At 59.9% G+C, this 17,548-nt stretch carries 13 protein-coding genes and 1 riboswitch; of the genes, 5 read left to right on the top strand and 8 right to left on the bottom strand.

What is annotated here, in order from left to right:
• Nucleotides 1-34 precede the first annotated feature (34 nt).
• From ASC74_RS08620 to ASC74_RS08605, 4 genes are all read right to left on the bottom strand, one after another.
• A complete protein-coding gene (locus tag ASC74_RS08620; RefSeq protein WP_056740855.1) occupies nt 35-2,773 on the bottom strand; it encodes a LuxR C-terminal-related transcriptional regulator in 2,739 nt (912 codons plus the stop codon).
• Between the two features lie 232 nt (nt 2,774-3,005).
• Nucleotides 3,006-4,370: a DUF1329 domain-containing protein gene (locus ASC74_RS08615; protein ID WP_056740853.1), complete on the bottom strand. Its 1,365-nt coding sequence runs from the start codon at nt 4,368-4,370 to the stop codon at nt 3,006-3,008.
• A 28-nt stretch (nt 4,371-4,398) separates the two neighbouring features.
• On the bottom strand, nt 4,399-6,336 hold the full coding sequence (locus ASC74_RS08610) for a DUF1302 domain-containing protein (protein WP_056740851.1): 1,938 nt from the start codon (nt 6,334-6,336) through the stop codon (nt 4,399-4,401).
• 336 nt (nt 6,337-6,672) lie between these two features.
• Nucleotides 6,673-8,355 (bottom strand): fatty acid--CoA ligase, encoded by a 1,683-nt coding sequence (locus ASC74_RS08605; RefSeq protein WP_056740849.1) that lies wholly within the window; start codon nt 8,353-8,355, stop codon nt 6,673-6,675.
• A gap of 344 nt (nt 8,356-8,699) precedes the next feature.
• Here ASC74_RS08605 and ASC74_RS08600 point away from each other — a divergent pair, with 344 nt between their 5' ends.
• On the top strand, nt 8,700-9,593 hold the full coding sequence (locus ASC74_RS08600; RefSeq protein ID WP_056740847.1) for a glycosyltransferase family 2 protein: 894 nt from the start codon (nt 8,700-8,702) through the stop codon (nt 9,591-9,593).
• A gap of 15 nt (nt 9,594-9,608) precedes the next feature.
• On the opposite strand, the gene ASC74_RS08595 is transcribed toward ASC74_RS08600, so the two are convergent.
• On the bottom strand, nt 9,609-10,238 hold the full coding sequence (locus ASC74_RS08595; protein WP_056740845.1) for a LysE family translocator: 630 nt from the start codon (nt 10,236-10,238) through the stop codon (nt 9,609-9,611).
• A gap of 91 nt (nt 10,239-10,329) precedes the next feature.
• Between ASC74_RS08595 and ASC74_RS08590 the strand changes: the two genes are divergently transcribed.
• From ASC74_RS08590 to ASC74_RS08580, 3 genes are all read left to right on the top strand, one after another.
• Nucleotides 10,330-11,295 carry a 2-hydroxyacid dehydrogenase gene (locus tag ASC74_RS08590; RefSeq protein ID WP_056740844.1) on the top strand — a complete coding sequence of 322 codons (966 nt, stop codon included), beginning with the start codon at nt 10,330-10,332 and terminating at the stop codon, nt 11,293-11,295.
• Nucleotides 11,296-11,327: 32 nt separating this feature from the next.
• Complete coding sequence (locus ASC74_RS08585; protein WP_056740842.1) at nt 11,328-12,326, top strand: class I SAM-dependent methyltransferase; 999 nt, start codon at nt 11,328-11,330, stop codon at nt 12,324-12,326.
• 40 nt (nt 12,327-12,366) lie between these two features.
• Nucleotides 12,367-12,491: riboswitch (yybP-ykoY riboswitch) on the top strand.
• 88 nt (nt 12,492-12,579) lie between these two features.
• Nucleotides 12,580-13,164 (top strand): TMEM165/GDT1 family protein, encoded by a 585-nt coding sequence (locus ASC74_RS08580; protein WP_008155932.1) that lies wholly within the window; start codon nt 12,580-12,582, stop codon nt 13,162-13,164.
• Between the two features lie 122 nt (nt 13,165-13,286).
• Here the strand turns inward: ASC74_RS08580 and ASC74_RS08575 are convergent, their stop codons facing one another.
• Entirely contained in the window at nt 13,287-14,105 is an 819-nt protein-coding gene (locus ASC74_RS08575) for a M48 family metallopeptidase (protein WP_056740840.1), read from the bottom strand.
• A 273-nt stretch (nt 14,106-14,378) separates the two neighbouring features.
• On the opposite strand from ASC74_RS08575, the gene ASC74_RS08570 reads away from it, so the two are divergent.
• Nucleotides 14,379-16,520 (top strand): methyl-accepting chemotaxis protein, encoded by a 2,142-nt coding sequence (locus ASC74_RS08570; RefSeq protein WP_056740837.1) that lies wholly within the window; start codon nt 14,379-14,381, stop codon nt 16,518-16,520.
• Nucleotides 16,521-16,626: 106 nt separating this feature from the next.
• On the opposite strand, the gene ASC74_RS08565 is transcribed toward ASC74_RS08570, so the two are convergent.
• Nucleotides 16,627-17,250 carry an SOS response-associated peptidase gene (locus tag ASC74_RS08565; RefSeq protein ID WP_056740835.1) on the bottom strand — a complete coding sequence of 208 codons (624 nt, stop codon included), beginning with the start codon at nt 17,248-17,250 and terminating at the stop codon, nt 16,627-16,629.
• 35 nt (nt 17,251-17,285) lie between these two features.
• Nucleotides 17,286-17,546 (bottom strand): putative signal transducing protein, encoded by a 261-nt coding sequence (locus ASC74_RS08560; protein WP_033061286.1) that lies wholly within the window; start codon nt 17,544-17,546, stop codon nt 17,286-17,288.
• Nucleotides 17,547-17,548: the final 2 nt, after the last annotated feature.

Here is a 17,548-nt window from a genome sequence, read left to right as displayed (position 1 = left end):
GGCCCAACTTGTTTCGGAGGTCTTCAAACGGCGATTACTGCAATACACCCAAGTCTTTGGCCCTGGCGACCGCTTGCGTGCGCCGTTCAACCCCAAGCTTGCTGTTGATATGGCTGGCGTGAGTTTTTACGGTGTGCAGCGAAATAAACAGCTGATCGCTGATCTCTTGATTCGAACAGCCCTGGGCGATCAGTCGCAGGACAGCCATTTCCCGCGTACTGAGTTGTTCCGCCGCGGCGGATGACTCCACTGCGGGACGGGCTGTCACTGCCGGAAGTTTTTCTGCAAGGCTCAGTGAAACGGGCGTCGGCGCACTGAGTTGAAGTTGTCCACGCAGCCAGTCCGGATGTTCAGCCAACAACCTGTCAAACGGTTGCAGCACGCCCCCGGCCGCCGCTTCCAGCGCCTGACTCAGGGCCTTGCGGGCCTCGGGCTCGCGTCCGCCCCCCAGCAATAACGTCACTTTCTGAGTCAGTGCCATCACGCTGAGCAGCTGCCTGCCCGTTTGCTGCCCATGCTCAAGCAACGCATTCAATCGTCCTTCGGCCAGCATCGGCTGTCCCTGAATGACCTCCAGCAAGGCTTGCTGCAACTCGATATGCAGCGGCAGTTGCGGATGGAACTCCGGAGGGGCTGCCGCGTGTTCGCCGTTGTAGGTCTGGCCCAAGCGAGCGAGCCAGGCTTCGGCCAGGTCGGTACGCCCCTGAGCCAGCCAAAGTTCGCATTTGACCAGGGTGATCATCGCCAGGTAGTAGATCGGTGGCACGTCCCAGATGTGCATCAGGCGCTCGGCTTCCGCGAGTTCAGCGAAGGCTTTGGCGAATTCGCCACTGATGCCCTCAAGCCTGGCGATCACACAATGGCCGATCAATACGCTGATATCGCGACAGGCGCGTGCTTCATTCAAACCGGCTTGCAAGCGTGCCCGCGCAGCTTGGGGCTGCAAGCGCAGGGCTAACAAAAAGCCTTCGTACAATGTCAGTCGGGCGCGCACGGCATAGAGCCGTTGCGGGGATAACGGTTGCAGGCGTTGCAGCCCCTGGCGCACTTCATCCAGCGCACGAAGGATTTCCCCTCGTGCTTGCAGCACGCGAGCGCGGTCGTAATGGGCCAGCGCTTCGAACAGCGGGTTGCCGACCCGTTGCGCCAACTCCAGAGATTCACGGTTCAACCCGCGGGCACGCCACAAGTCACCGTCGGCAATGGCCAGGTTGGACAGGGTCGAGAGGCACATCAGGCGTTGCCCGTAGCGTTTGGCGGGCAGGCTCTCCTGCGCTTCGGTGCAGTAGAGCAACGTCAGCTCGCGATTGCCGCGCCCGCGGGCGATGACCCCACTCAGGGCCAGCCATTGCGCCAGCATGGATTTCTGCGCAGTGGCCGACGGGGCCGGCAGGAAGCGACTCAAATGACTGGCCAGCTCCTCGGCGGCGTCCAGCTGACAGGCCAGCCCCAACGCCCAGCTGTACAGCACGATCAGCCGCGGCGTGCTGATCAGCAGGCTGTCGGGCAAGTCCATTTTCCAGCGCAGCAACATGCCGACGTTCTGTTCGGCCAGCAGCTGCTCTTCGGAGAGGTTCTGCACCAGGTTCGCCGCGACGTCCAGGTGCCCGGCACGCAGCGCCTGCTCCACCGCCTCGTCGAGCAGCCCCTGGGCATTGAACCAGCGACAGGCGCGCAAGTGCAGGCTGGCCGCCGGCACCATCGCTTGCGCGGTGGGCCGGGTGCGCAACAGGTCGGAAAACAAATGGTGGTAGCGATACCAGTGACCATTTTCATCCAGTGGCACCAGGAACACCTGATGAGCCAGCAGAAAACGCAGGATCTCGGCACTGTCATGGGCTTCGCGAACGGCGTCGCACAATTCGCTGCAAAAGCGTTCCTGAGGTGCTGTGTCGTAAAGGAATGACTGCACCTCGGCGGGCAGACAATCGATGACTTCTTCCAGCAGATAATCGCGGATCAGCCCTTCCCCGCCATGCAAGGTCTGCGGCAAAGCACCCTGGGAACCCGCTTCAGACGCTGCCAGCAGCCAGAAACGCAGTCCGGCGACCCAACCTTCGCTGCGCTGGATGAGACTCTCCAGCGCTTCGCCGCGCAAGGAACTGCTGTGCCGATCAAGCAGGGTCAAGGCTTCGTCGTGAGTCAGGCGCAAGTCCTGTTCATTCAACTCGAGCAGTTGCCGCGACAGCCGCAGGCGCGCCAGATGCCAGTCCGGCCGCTGTCGACTGGTGACCATGACCAGCAAGCCGTCAGGCAGGTGATTGAGGAAAAATTGCAGGCAGCGATCGAGTACCGGGCCCTGTGCCAAATGGTAGTCATCCAGCACCAACAGCAGGGGCGTACTTGCAGACAGGTGCACGGCCAACTCATCGAGCAAACCGTCCAGCCATTCTTCAAAGGCAAACGGTTGATGCCGCTGGCGCATTTTCAGCAGGCCCAGGGACTTGCTGCCCAGTTGCGGAAAAAAGTCCTGGAGGCCTTCGAGCAACCGCTCAAGAAAACGTCCGGGATCGCTGTCTCGCGGACTCAACCCCAGCCACAGACTTTGCCAGTGAGCCGGCAAGCCCTGACAGAACTCCACAGCCAACGAACTCTTGCCAAACCCCGCCGGTGCGCTGACCAACAACAACCTGCCACCGAGGCCCGCACTCAGGCGCTCGCACAGACGAGGTCGCAGCACATGGCCGTCGGGCAACGGAGGCCGAAAAAAACGCCCGTCCAGTGCCGCGACGGCAATGCTTGCAGGGCCCGGGTGTGGGGACAGATCAGTCATGGCCGGCTCTTGTTTGAATGGCGGTTGGCGGCGTTGCAGATGTCCGCAGCCTATCGGTAAACGAAGAGGGAATGAAGGTTATTGCTACAAATGGCTACAAAAAGAATACAAGCAGAAGTGTCGAGCAAACCCGACAGTCACACCGTCCTACAACGATCGTTATGAAATTCAAAAAAAACGCCCCGAACCAGTCGGGGCGTTTCTCGAGGATGCGGCCTCTGTTCAGGGCAACTTAGCGAACACCATCCTGGCGCAGAGCGGCCGGAGTGAAGTCGCTGGTGGTAGCGGTGAAGCCGAAGTCATACGCCGATTTCTCTTCGTTCTTCATGCCCAGTGCCAGGTAGCGGCCCGATTGCAGGTCGTACAAGGTTTCCAGGGTGTACCACGGCACTTGAACGTTGTAGTAATTCTGGGAGTGAGCTTCCGCCACACGCCACAGTTGATTACGACCGTCGTAGTGGTCGATCACGGCCGCTTGCCAGGTGTCTTCGTCGATGTAGAAGTCACGCTTGGCGTAGATGTGTCGCTGACCTTCCTTCAAGGTAGCCACCACATGCCAGACCCGGCGCAGCTCGTAACGAGCCAGGTCCTGGTTGATGTGACCGGCCTTGATGATGTCGTCGTACTTGAGTTGCGGCGAGTCGAGTTTGTAGCTGTCGGAGGCGATGTACATCTCTTTCTTGCCTTCGAGTTTCCAGTCGTAACGATCCGGTGCACCGTTGTACATGTCCAGGTTGTCGGAGGTACGCAGGCCATCGGCTGCGGTACCCGGCCCGTCATAGGACACTTGTGGTGCGCGACGTACACGACGCTGACCGGCGTTGTAGACCCACGCCGAACGAGGCTCTTTTACCTGGTCGAGGGTTTCGTGCACCAGCAGCACACCACCGGCCAGACGTGCCGGCGCGGTCACTTTCTGCTTGAAGTAGAACAGGATGTTGCCCGGGTTCGCCGGATCGTAGTCCTTCATCTTGTCGCGGAACACGAACTGGTCCTGGAAGTACACCAGGCTGTACGAGCCGTTCGGCTGCGGCGTCGCCTGGGTCACCAGACGGGTCACGCTGCCACCGCGATAGCGGGTGATGTGGTTCCAGATGACTTCGACGCCGGTCTTCGGAATCGGGAATGGGACTGCGGTTTCGAAGTTCTCCAGACCGTTGCCGCCGGACACCAGGTTAGTGGCGGTGGCGTTTTTCTTGATGGCGGCAAACACGGCATCCGGCACGGTGGCGCCGCGATGGGACGGGTAGACCGGCATCTTGAAGGTTTCCGGGTAGCGCTTGAACATCGCGTACTGGCCCGGTGCGAGTTTGTCCTTGTACTGGTCGACGTTCTGCGCCGTGATGGTGAACAGTGGTTTCTCACTGGCGAACGGGTCAGACAGGAAACCTTTGCTGTCGGCGGTGCCGGCGTTTTTCGCCATCGGCTTCCAGGCCGGGATCGATCCGTCAGCGTTGCCCGCCATCTCGGCGCCCATCGGGGTCAGGCTCTTGCCCAGTTTGTCCGCTTCGGCCGCAGGGACCGCCGCCATGACGCCGGTCGCCAGCAGCGAAAGCCCCAGAACACCGACGTGGAACAGACTCTTTGTTATTTTCATAGGTGTGTTCGTCCTGATAATGCAGTGCTTAGAAGTTCACGCCGAAGCTGAGCGCAACGAAATCGCGGTCATCGACGGTGGTGTACTTGCCATCAAAGAAGTTGGTGTAAGCCAGGCTCGCGGTGTAGGTGTTCTGGTACTCGGCATCGACGCCCAGGCTCACCGCTTTGCGACCTTCCTCGAAGTTGCCGCCAGGGCCAGGCGAGTAGCCTTCCACGTCATGAGACCAGGCCACGTTCGGCTTGAGGTTCACACCGGCGAATACGTCGTTGTATTCCCAGATGGCACGACCGCGGTAACCCCAGGAGTTTGCGGTGGTGAACCCGTCGTTTTCGCAGTAGCGACTGACGTTGTTTTGCGGTCCGCCTGCCAGGGTAGAGGTGTTCAATGCCACGCACTGACCACTTGGCAATGGACCAGGGCCGTAGCTCGGGTCACGGCCGTAACGCGCTTTGGAAGAGCTTTCCAGACCGCCAACGTGAGTAAAGCCGACCTCGCCCACCAGGGTCAGTCGCTCGGCGCCCATCACCTGGTCGAAGAAGTGAGTAAGGGTCGTCTGGAGCTGGGTCACTTCCTTGCGGCGATAGCCTTGTTGATCCTGTCCTGGCGTCCCTTGGAGCACGGAAACGTTAGGGTTCAGAGGCGTCAAACCGGAAAAGAGAATGTCGGTGGTGTTGAGCTGAACCGGAGCATTCGGCCGGTAGCTGACTTCACCACTCCACGCAGTACCTGTCGGTAACGTGGTGGAGAAGCTCAAGCCATACAGGCGAATATCTTCAGGGTACTCGACGTAGTAGCTTGAGTTACCCGCCACCACCAATGGCAGCAAGGTCGGGGCCAGGCCTGCCGCGACACCGGCCGGAACACCCGCAGCCCTCAGTGAACCCACCAGGCCCGCCGCGCTGTAAGCGCTCGCCGGAGCACCTTTGCCGCTGAAAATCGGCGCACGGCTGTGGTAGTTCATGAAGTAGGCGCCGAACTCGGTGTCCAGCGGATCGAACATGTATTTGAAGGACACGCCAAATTGACCGCTGTCACGGGCATCGCGATCCGGACCGCGACGAACGATGACACCTTCATCCGGGTTGCCCCAGGTCACACCTTTGGCAGCCAGGGTGTTGATGCTGGCATTACGCAGCGAAGCCGGCAGCCCCGCAGCCGTCAATGCGCTGTTGAGTCCGTTACGGGTACGCAGTACGGCCAGGTTGTTATCGCAGCCATCCGCAATCACGTCCGGTTGCGAGAAGAAGGTGCCGCAGTTGTCGACAACGGTCTGGTCCCATTCGAGTTGGTAGAAGGCTTCAGTCGAGAGGTTCTCGGTGAGGCTCTGGGACACGTAGAACATGTTGACCGGGATCAGGCCTTCCTTGATCTCGGCACCGGGGCGACGGAACGCGGAAACGTCGATCGGGTTGATCGAGTTGATGCCACCGCCGATGAAAGTACTTTCACCCCAACTCACTACTTGCTTGCCCAGACGCACGGAGCCCGGCTGATCGGCAACGGAATAGTTGTGGTAGACGAAGGCGTCGAGGATCTGGCCGCCGGAGGACTTGGCGCCTTCCTTGCGGTTGCTGTCGCTGATGTCCTTGAACGGACGGCTTTCGTCCTTGAGTTCGAAGTCGTACCAGTATTTGCCACGGACGAAAACGCCGGTATCGCCATATTTCAATTCGAGGTCATGGATGCCCTTGAAGATCTTGGAGAACGTTTCGCCGCTCTTGAAGTTCAGGTGACCGTCGTCGGAAGTCTGGGACAGGCCGCGGCCGCCGTTGTTGACGCCGATGAGGTTCTTGTTGGCATTTTCAGTCGACCAACTGGCACCGACCGACAGGGACGAGTCGAACTGACCTTCGATTTCACCAACGTTGAAACTGACGCCGAATGCTGGCCCGGCGAGCGTAGAGGCAAGACTGACCGCCAGGGGCAGTTTCGCCCGGCGCCAGAACTGGTTTACTGATGTCATCGACGCTACTCCATGTGCATTATTGTTATGGCAGTGAGCACTTCTAAAAACGCTGTGGATGACTGGGAGCCAAGGTGTCCCTAAGTCATTCCAAAGTTGCATCGCCCCGTTTTGTGCGTTTGCTCCGTTCTTAAAAATCCTTGAGCGGACTATAGCCAGCAGGTAGTACTGCTTGATCCCTCTAAAGTGTGATTTGCAGCTGCCAGCCACTCTGGAACAGTCCTTTGCCAAGCCGACACCCGTCGGCCCGTCTAGGATGGCTGAAAATTCGGATTTGACAAGCCAAGCGCTTGCTTGGTGGGGCTGGCGTGCCCTTTTGGGCACGCCAGGTGACGCTTAAAGCGTCGAGAGGAAGGTGCTGTTGTTGGCTTGCCATTCGGTGATGTCGACGCGAATACGTTTCTTGTCGAGTTTGCCGACACTGGTCTTGGGAATTTCAGTAACAAGGGCGATCTGGCTCGGGATGGCCCACTTGCTCAGGTGCCCCAGTTCCACGAACGGCTTGAGGTGTTCCTTCAGTTCTTTGGCCCCGATCACATGGCCTTCGCGGACCACCAGCAGTGCGAACGGACGTTCGCCCCACTGCGGATCGGCGATGCCCACCACTGCTACTTCGCGTACCGCCGCGTGGCGACTGATCAGATCTTCCAGGTCCAGGGAGGAGATCCACTCGCCGCCGGTCTTGATCACGTCTTTGATCCGGTCGCGAATGTCGATCACACCCATGCTGTCCAGGGTCGCTACATCACCGGTGTGCAGCCAGCCCCCGGCCCAGAGCTCGGCGCCCTTTTGCGGTTCGTTGAAATAACCCTCGGTGAGCCACGGCGCACGCAGCACCAGTTCGCCTTGGGTCTCGCCATCGGCGGGCAGGAAGTTGCCGTCGGTGTCGACGATCGCCGCCTCCACCAATGGCCCCGGCACGCCGGCCTTGATCCGGTACGTGGTGCGTTCGTCTTCGGTGCCGGCCATCAGCTCGTCGTTGAGGTGTGCACACGACACCAACGGCCCGGTTTCCGACATGCCGTAAGCGGCGGTCAGTTGAATGCCCTTGGCCTTGGCCGCGTCGTAAAGCGCACGGTTGAGTGCACTGCCGCCGATGACGATTTTCCAGCCACCGAAATCCGTGCCTTGCGCCGCTTTGGAATTGAGGACCATTTGCAGGATGGTCGGCACGCAATGGGAAAAGGTGACCTTCTCCTTGCGCCACAGCTCCACCAGGTACTCAGGGTCATAGCGACCGGGATAGACCTGCTTGAGCCCGAGCATGGTCGCCACATACGGCAGGCCCCAGGCGTGCACATGGAACATCGGGGTGATCGGCATGTAAACATCGTTGGTGCCCAGCAACCGCACGCTGTCGATGGCGCCCATGATGGTCGACACACCCATTGTGTGCAGCACCAGCTGCCGATGGGTGAAGTACACACCTTTGGGATTACCGGTGGTGCCGGTGGTGTAGAACGTGGTCGCGACCGAATTTTCGTCGAAGTCCTGGAAGTCGTACTGCGTGCTCGCCGCCGCCAGCAACTGCTCATACTCACCAATGAGGTTCGGCAAGTCGGCGGTTTTTTCCGGCAGGTCAGTCAACAGCAGGGTTTTCTCCACCGTGGTCAGGTGCCCGGCAATCGCCTGGTACAACCCGACGAACTCGCTGTTGACCAGCACAAAGCGGTCCTCGGCGTGGTTCATGGTGTAGAGGATCTGTTCCGGCGACAGGCGCACGTTAATGGTGTGGATCACCGCGCCGATCATCGGGATGGCGAACATGCATTCCAGATAACGATGGCTGTCCCAGTCCATCACCGCCACGGTATCCCCGGCCTTGACGCCGGCCGCCGTCAGCACGTTGGCCAGCCTTGCGACCCGTTCGATCAGGGTCGGGTAGCTGTAGCGCAACTGGTCGCGGTAAATGATCTCGCGGGTTTTCTCATAACGAGCGCCGGACATCAGCAGCCGTTTAATCAGCAGCGGATACTGGTAAGCGCCTTCGGCTGGGGGGATAACGCGAGTCTGCAACATAAGAGTCCCTTTTCTGACTGCACGGTCGTGGCTGAAAGTAAGCACTTTAGTGCCCTTGGACGCCAGCCAAATCAGCCAAAGGTATGATTTGCAGAGCCGGGTAAAATGCTAGCTTTGCGCCACCATCTGGCATGTCTCGTCAGGATCTCGGGATTTGCGCTGTAAAACGTTGTAACGCATGCACGTAACTCTTGTCTGTGAGCCTACGTACCATACGGACACGATGAGCCGATCGGTTGGGGGCGAACCATTACCCCAAGTCGCCCGACCTCCGCCTCATCTTCAAGAGAAGGATCTTGTCACTAGACCTGTCTGGTCACACGCCATCGGTATTGCATACGACAATGAGTATTGAACTGACCGCCCCCGAGAACTCCCCATCGACACAAGCGCCCCTGGTTTCCATCGTGGCGTCCTGCTTCAACATGCAAAGATTTCTGGAAGACGCCATCAAGAGCATCTTCGCCCAGGACTACCCAAACTTCGAAGTCATCATCGTGAATGACGGGTCCAGCGACGACAGCCTCGCCATACTCGAGCGCTTACAACAAACCTATGACTTCCAGTTGTATTCGCAACCGAACCGGGGCGTGAGCGCGGCGCTCAACCACGGCTTGCGATACGCCAAAGGCGTCTATGTGTCGACGCCGGACCTGGATGACATCATGTTGCCCGGGTCGGTGCGCACTCGCGCCGAGTATCTGGATCAGCACCCGAACGTCGGCTGCGTGGGTGCGTTGATCAGCTACATGGACAGCGATGGCAACACCATCAAGCAGCAACAACGCGACAAGATCCACACCTACAACTTCGATCAGGTCCTCAGAGGTGCCGTCGTGATCGGCGCCCCTGTTGCGCTCTATCGCATGAAAGCGATGCGAAGTGCCGACTTCTACGCGCCGAAGCTGCGGGTTCAAGACTTTCAGATGACGTTGCGGATTGCCCGGCTGGGTTATGAGATCCATGAATTGCCGATCTGCATGACCCGCTATCGCCGCCATGCCAACAACCTGTCGAGAAAATACCGGATATTGCTCCAGGCGGACCTTGAGGCGATCGCGCCGTACGTGAACCATCCCGGCTACCACAGCGCCCGCACCAAACTGGTGAACAAGGCCCTCAAATATGCCGTGGTCGAAGACAAGAAAGAAGCCTGGCAGCTGTTGCGCTCGATTCCCTGGCGGCACCTCAATAGAACCAGCTTCAAACGCTTCAAGCGGCTGGTTTTACATCGCTAGCCGCCTCACCGGGCCTCAGTGCATCTCGGTAAACGCGAGTTTCACACCGATGGCGATCAGTACCGCGCCCATCGTCCGATCGAACCAGTGGCCCATCCGGGCAAAACCTGCGCGCACACGCTGCTGGCTGAACAGCATCGCCACCAGGCAGAACCACACAGCGGTGGCTACCGCGAGGTAGATGCCGTAGCCCGCCTGTACCGCCAGCGGTGTGTGCGGATTGATCACCACGGTGAACAGCGAAAGGAAGAACAGCGTCGCTTTCGGGTTCAGACCGTTGGTCACGAAACCCGAAGTGAAAGCGCCGCGAGCAGTGCGCTCGCCCGTTTCCTTGTGCAGATCGTCAGCCGCAGGTTGGGCCGGCTGTGCTCGCAAGGCCTTGAAGCCGATGTACAGCAGGTACGCGGCGGCCGCCCATTTCAGGGCATTAAACAACACGATCGACTGGGACACGATCAGGCCAATGCCGAGCAACGAGTAGCCGACGTGCAGGAAAATCGCCGTGCCAACACCCAGCGCCGTCCAGGTGCCAGCGCGACGACCATGGGTCACGCTCTCACGCACCACCACGGCAAAGTCCGGGCCGGGGCTGGCCACAGCCAGCAGGTGAATCAGGGCAACGGTCAAAAACTCTGTCCAGTACATAGGGGATCCTTTTGGCCAAGCGTAACTGTTTGTTTCATCTGGTAGGCTCGGCAGATTACGCTTTCAGTTCATTGCACAAAAGGTACAGTTGATGACGAACACTCACCGCGCCGTTTTCCTCGACCATCCGTCCCTGGACCTGGGCGACCTCGACCTCAGCCCGCTGCAAGAGTGTTTCAGTGACTTACAGCTTTTCGCCCAGACCACGCAGGACCAAGTGATCGAACGCCTCAAGGGCGCCGCCGTTGCCATCAGCAACAAAATCCTGATCGACGCCGCCGCCATCGCTGCCAGCCCCGAGCTGAAGCTGATCCTGATCACGGCCACCGGCACCAACAACGTTGACCTCGCCGCCGCCCGCGCCCACGGAATTACCGTCTGCAACTGCCAGGGTTACGGCACGCCGTCGGTGGCGCAGCACACGATCATGTTGCTGCTCAATCTGGCGACGCGCCTGGCTGATTATCAAAAGGCTGTGGGCGAAGGTCGCTGGCAGCAGGCGAAGCAGTTCTGTCTGCTGGATTACCCGATTGTCGAACTGGAAGGCAAAACCCTCGGCCTGCTCGGTCACGGTGAACTGGGCGGCGCCGTCGCACGACTCGCCGAAGCCTTTGGCATGCGTGTACTGCTCGGTCAGATTCCCGGGCGCCCTGCCCGGCCGGATCGTTTGCCACTGGAAGAGCTGCTGCCGCAGATCGACGCGCTGACCCTGCATTGCCCGCTCAACGAACACACCCGCCACTTCATCGGAGCCCGTGAGCTGGCCTCGATGAAACCCGGTGCGTTCGTGGTCAATACCGCACGCGGTGGCTTGATCGACGAACAGGCGCTGGCCGATGCCTTGCGCAATGGTCACCTGGGTGGTGCGGCCACCGACGTGCTGAGTGTCGAGCCACCGACCGCCGGTAATCCGCTGCTGGCCCACGACATTCCACGGTTGATTGTCACCCCGCACAACGCCTGGGGCAGTCGCGAGGCACGCCAACGAATCGTGGGCCAGTTGACCGAAAACGCTCAGGGATACTTCAGCGGTAAAGCACTGCGGGTCGTCAGTTGATAGACTGCGGCACTTTTTTACAGGAGCAGAGTATGGATCCGCGCAGTGAAGTACTGCTTCGTCAGGCCGAGTTGTTCCAGGGTTCGGTGCTGCTGGCCGGTTTGCCCGCCGATGACCTGCTGGGCCGTTTGCCCGACGCTCATGGCTGGTGCTGGCATGCCGGCGATCAAGCAGCGCTGGATGCCCGCTTCGCCGAGCGCAGCCATTTCGGTGTGAATGCACCGGAGCGCGCGTTCGACACCGCCGTGGTGTTTCTGCCCAAGTCCAAGGACCTGACCGACTACATCCTCAACGCCCTCGCCTCCAGACTGGCCGGTCGTGAACTGTATCTTGTAGGTGAAAAACGCAGCGGCATCGAAGGTGCGGCCAAGCAACTGAACCCCTTCGGCAAACCGCGCAAGCTCGACAGCGCGCGGCATTGCCAGCTGTGGCAGGTTACCGTGGCCACTGCGCCAGAAGCCAAGTCGCTGGAAAGTCTGGCCCAGACTTATGAGTTGCCGCTGGCCGAAGGTCCGCTAAAAGTCATCAGCCTGCCGGGCGTGTTCAGCCACGGTCGGCTGGATCGCGGCAGCGCGCTGTTGCTGGAGCATCTGGACAAATTGCCGAGCGGCCATCTGCTGGACTTCGGTTGCGGCGCCGGCGTGTTGGGAGCAGCGGTGAAACGTCGTTATCCACACAACCAGGTCACCTTGCTTGATGTGGATGCGTTTGCGGCTGCCAGTAGTCGCCTGACATTGGCTGCCAACGGTCTGGAAGCTGATGTGATTACCGGTGACGGTATCGACGCAGCACCGATGGGTTTGAGTGCGATTTTGAGCAACCCACCGTTCCATGTCGGCGTTCACACCGACTACTTCGCCACCGAGAACTTGCTGCGAAAAGCAGCCAAACATCTGAAAAACGGCGGCGAACTGCGCTTGGTAGCCAACAGCTTCCTGAAGTATCAACCGCTGATCGAAGAGCACCTCGGCGTGTGCGCAATCAAGGCCGAGGGACAGGGTTTCAGAATCTATCGGGCCAAACGCGGCTGATAAATAAGTGCTTGCCTAACGGATTTTGCCTAGGCAGAATCCGCTCCGTCCTAGGGGAGTAGTCTCCCACGAGCGCCATGCTCGTCCGGCATACGTCAACATACTTGGTCAACAGACCATGGCGTATGCGACCCAAGCGTCCGCATCAGACGGATCGCAGGGTTTGACAAGACCTATGACACGAACACCTTACCCGGGGCGGGAAGGCTGTACGTGTCATAGCCGTGTCGACCCGCCCCTTAGGAAAACCCTGATGCTGGATTCACTTCTCGTTCCCACCGCAATCGTTGCCTTGGCCGAAATCGGCGACAAGACGCAATTGCTCGCGCTCATTCTCGCCGCTCGCTTTCGCAAACCCTGGCCGATCATCGCCGGTATCGTCGCTGCAACCCTGGCCAACCACGCTGCAGCCGGTGCGGTAGGCGCCTGGGTCGGTAGTTTCTTCTCGAATGCGACGCTGCACTGGATCCTCGCCGCAAGCTTCACCGCGACCGCATTGTGGACCCTGGTGCCGGACAAGATGGACGACGACGAAGCCAGCACCGCCCGCAAGTTCGGACCGTTCCTGACCACGTTGATCGCGTTTTTCCTTGCGGAGATGGGCGACAAGACGCAAGTCGCCACGGTAATGCTCGCTGCGCAATACCCGGAGCTGTGGCTGGTGATCATCGGCACTACCGCCGGCATGTTGATTGCCAACGTGCCGGTGGTTTTGGCGGGTAACTTTGCCGCGGATAAATTGCCGTTGACGTTAATTCGTCGCCTGGCGGCGTCGGCATTCTTCATCCTCGCCATTGTCGCGGTGTACAAGGCGATGCAGAGCAGCGGTTGGGTTTGACCCCGTAGGCCGTCATACCGCGTTATCGTTCTTCGCGAGCAGGCTCGCTCCCACAGGAGATCGCGTTCCAATGTGGGAGCGGGCTTGCTCGCGAAGGCGTCAGTGGCAGCACCGCATGTGCATCAGGATTTCCTGGCTTTCTCGTACAGCGGCATGACTTTCGGAATCGCCGCCTGCAACGAAGCAATACGACTCGACGACGCCGGGTGAGTACTCATGAACTCCGGCGGCGAACCTTCCGAGGCCTTGGTCATCTTGTTCCACAGGGTGATCGCGGCGTTCGGGTTGTAACCGGCGCGAGCGGCCAGTTCCAGGCCGATCAGGTCCGCCTCGTTTTCATTGGCGCGACTGTTAGGCAAGGTCATGCCGTAGTTAGCCACGGTATCCGCCAACGCCAGGCTGTCCTGACCCAGACCGAACAAGGCACCGGCGCCCTGCTTGGCCATTTCGATGCCGTAAGCCTTGGACATCGCTTCACGACCGTGCTCACGCAGGGCGTGGGCGATTTCGTGGCCCATGATCGCGGCGATCTCATCGTCGGTCAGTTGCAGGCTGTCGATCAGCCCCGTGTAGAAAATGATCTTGCCGCCAGGCCCGCAGTTGGCGTTGAGTTCGTCGCTCTTGATCAGGTTGACTTCCCATTTCCATTGGGCCGAATCCGGACGAAAAACCGGCGCCTGGGCAATCAGCCGGTCGGCAATCGCCTGGACACGTTTGGCTTCGTTACTGGTCTTGTCCAGCACGCCTTTGGTGTTCGCCTCGCCGACAGTCTTTTGATAAGACTGGGCGTACATCTGGTTGACCTCGTCGGTCGACAACATGCTGAACATGTACTGCTTGCGCTCAACGCCCACCGCGCCACCGCTGGTGGTATTGACCGACTGGCAACCGGAGAGCAGCAGACCTGCGCTCAGCGCACACAAAACCAATGTCTTGTTCATCAAAAATCTCTCTGAAAACATGCGGCGTATCCTAGGTGGTGAATTGTATCGACGCCAGATACAACAGAGGTGTAGACGCACATTTCAGACAAAGCTCTCATGGACGTAGGAAAAAATTCACATAACGGTGCCCACCGCGGTCGATAACGGCCCGCAGTGATTCGTTTGCGACATCAATCCCTCCAAAACAACCAATTCGCCAACCTCCGCTCATGGCCATCGACACCCCTGCCGATACAGCACCGCAGACGTCCTCTTGCGTGCGGAGCACCCATGAAATTCAAGTCGATCCAGTTTTCCGTGGCGGCCCTCGCCGGCGCCATCGTTCTTAGTGTCGTGGCAGCCCTGGTGCTGTACGCGTTGTTTTCCGGCGCACGGACACAAGACATGGTCCAGCAGCGGACCCAGGCACAATTCGAGCAAGTCATCGAACAACGCCTGACGTCACTGGCGCAAACCCAGGTCAGCCAGATCCAGCGCGAGCTCGAAGCGCCACTGCTGATTGCCGGCGGACTGGTGCGAGTCAACGCATTGATCGGCACACCGGGTGCCGATGGCCAGCCACAGTTGAACCTGAGCCGCGAGCAATTGATCAGCCTGATCAAGGAAAACGTCGTCAAGAACCCGAAAATTCTCGGCACCTACATCGGCTGGGAAAAAAACGCCCTCGATCACAACGATGCGGCTTACGTCGACACCCAGGTGGTCGGCATCGACGCCAGCAACGGCCGCTTCCTGCCGTGGTGGTTCCGCAACGAAGACGGCAGCCTGGGCCTGGACAAACTGGTGGACGTCGACGACCAGAAAACCCTGTCCACCGGCGTACGCGCCAGCGAGTACTACCTGTGCTCGAAAGAAACCAAAAAATCCTGCGTGATCGATCCGGCGCCCTACAAGGTCGGCGACAAAATCGTCATGCTCGCCTCCTTCATAGAACCGATCATGCTCAACGGCGCCTTCCAGGGCATCGTCGGCGCCGACCTCTCGGTGAACTTCATCCAGGAAATGCTCCTCGGCGCGAATCAGAAGTTGTACAGCGGCGCGGGTGAAATGGCCCTGATCGGCGGCAACGGCCGGATCGTTGCCTACACCAAGGACCCGAGCAAATTCGGCGAGAAGGTCAGCGACATCCTCGACAGCCAGCAGATCGCCAACATGGCCAATCTCAAGCGCGGCGAAGTCACCTACACCGTCGATAAGGCCCAGGGCCGGATCGAGTTGTACCTGCCGTTCGGTATCGGCCAGACCGACGCTCGCTGGACCCTCATGCTGCAATTGCCGCTGAACGCAGTGATGGCCGATCTGCAAAAACTTCAGGGCGATCTGGACGCCCAGCGCAAGTCCGACACCTTCGGCATGGCCATGGTCGGCTTGTTGATTGCCGGTATCGGCTTGCTGGTGATCTGGCTGGTGGGCCACGGCATTGCCCGGCCGCTGAAGCAGATGGTTGCCATGCTCGACGACATCGCTCAGGGCGAAGGCGACCTGACTCGCCGCCTGACCAGCGACCGCGCCGACGAATTGGGCTCGATCGCCAAAGGCTTCAACACCTTCCTGGCCAAGTTGCAGGTGATGATCACCCAGGTCGTGACGTCGGTGCAGAGCGTCAGTGATTCATCGGAACACACTGCCGATATCGCCATCCGCACCAACATCGGTGTGCACAAGCAAATGGCCGAGATTGATCAAGTCGCCACTGCGGTACATGAAATGACCGCCACCGCCCAGGACGTGGCACGCAACGCGACCCAGGCTGCGCAAGCCGCCAGTCATGCGGATCAGGCCGCGGCGCAAGGCATGCAAATCGTCCGCGATACGTCGAACTCGATTGGCGTGCTGGCGATAGAAATCGGTAAGGCTGTCGGCGTGGTGCAAACCTTGGCCAAGGACAGCGAGAACATCAATGCGATCCTGACGGCGATTCGCGGGATCGCCGAACAGACCAACCTGCTGGCCTTGAACGCCGCCATCGAAGCGGCCCGCGCCGGCGAACAGGGACGCGGTTTTGCGGTGGTGGCCGATGAAGTGCGCAACCTGGCGCAGAAGACTCAGAAAGCCACTGAAGAAATTCAGACCATGATTCAGCAGCTGCAACAAGGCACGCGCGATGTGGTGCGGGTGATGGAGGACAGTCAGAGCCGCACCGATGAAAGCGTGCAGCACGCGGCGAAAGCGGCCGAGGCGCTGGAGACGATTACTCAGGCGGTGTCGGTGATCAACGACATGAACACCCAGATTGCCAGTGCGGCTGAGGAACAGAGTGCGGTGGCTGACGACATTAATCGGAACGTGATCAACATTGGGCAAGTGGCCAATGAAGTGGCGGGCGGAGCGGATGAGTCGAGTGCGGCGAGTGCGGATCTGACCAAGTTGGCTGAACAGCAGCGGCGGTTGATCAATCAGTTCAAGGTCTGATCCAAAGGCCCCATCGCGAGCAAGCTCGCTCCCACATAGGGTCTGTGGCGTTCACAAAACCTGTGGGAGCGAGCTTGCTCGCGATGGGGCCAGCACAGACACCCCATCAGCCGGGGGTAAGGCACTCCGGCCCATTGAGCTTCGGATCATTCACCAGATTCGCCAACACCCGCTCGCGCAACGCCGCGGGTTCACTGGCGAGCAATGCCTGCAAGGCATGCAACGGAGTCTCTGGATTGAGCCACGCCTCCTGCCCCGCCGCATCGAGAATCAATGGCCGGCGCTGACTCGCCGCCGGCTGCGTGATCACCGCCGTGCTCAGCCACACCTGCTCCTGCACCGGATACGCTTCCCAGATCGCAGCAAAAAACAGCGCCGAACCCTCCCCCGGCGTCAGCCAGTACGGCCGTTTGCGCGTCGTGCCGCGCCATTCGTAAAAACCGTTGGCCGGCAGCAGGCAACGGCGTTCGCGCAGGGCCTGACGAAACATCGGTTGTTCGGCAACGGTTTCGGCCCGGGCATGGGCTGGCGTGCGGGACAAATCGGTCAGCCATGGCGGCGTCAAACCCCAACGTGCGCGGGCCAATTCACGCTGGCCGTCAACGCCCGCACGCAGCATCAGCACCGAATCGTTGGGAGAAATATTCCACTGGGCCTGCTGATCGGCGGGGAAGCCAGGCAGGGCCGCGAAGGCGGGGTTCCAGCGAAACAGGGCATAACGTCCACACATGGGGCAACACGACTCTTGATAAAACGAACGTCAGCCTAACAGACCAGCGTGCCGGGAAAACTTTCCGGTTCATCGCCGGGCATCGGCAGAGCGGCATTGTACGCGGTGATCAACTCCCGGGCGTACTCGGCCTCGTCGTTATCGACCGACAGGCCCAGCAGGCCAAAGATCGGCAATTCGCCGCTGCCACCGAGCAAATCGCGGCCCACCAAATGCGCTTCGATGCCCTCGCTGGCCAACATGCTTTGCAGCAACTCACCTTCCATGAGGTTTTCCGGCTCGTAGATTCGCTGCATGG

Origin of the sequence: Pseudomonas sp. Root329, from assembly GCF_001424925.1 — a bacterium.
Taxonomy (GTDB): Bacteria; Pseudomonadota; Gammaproteobacteria; order Pseudomonadales; family Pseudomonadaceae; genus Aquipseudomonas; species Aquipseudomonas arabinosi.
This window is presented reverse-complemented; position numbering and strand designations above follow the sequence as displayed.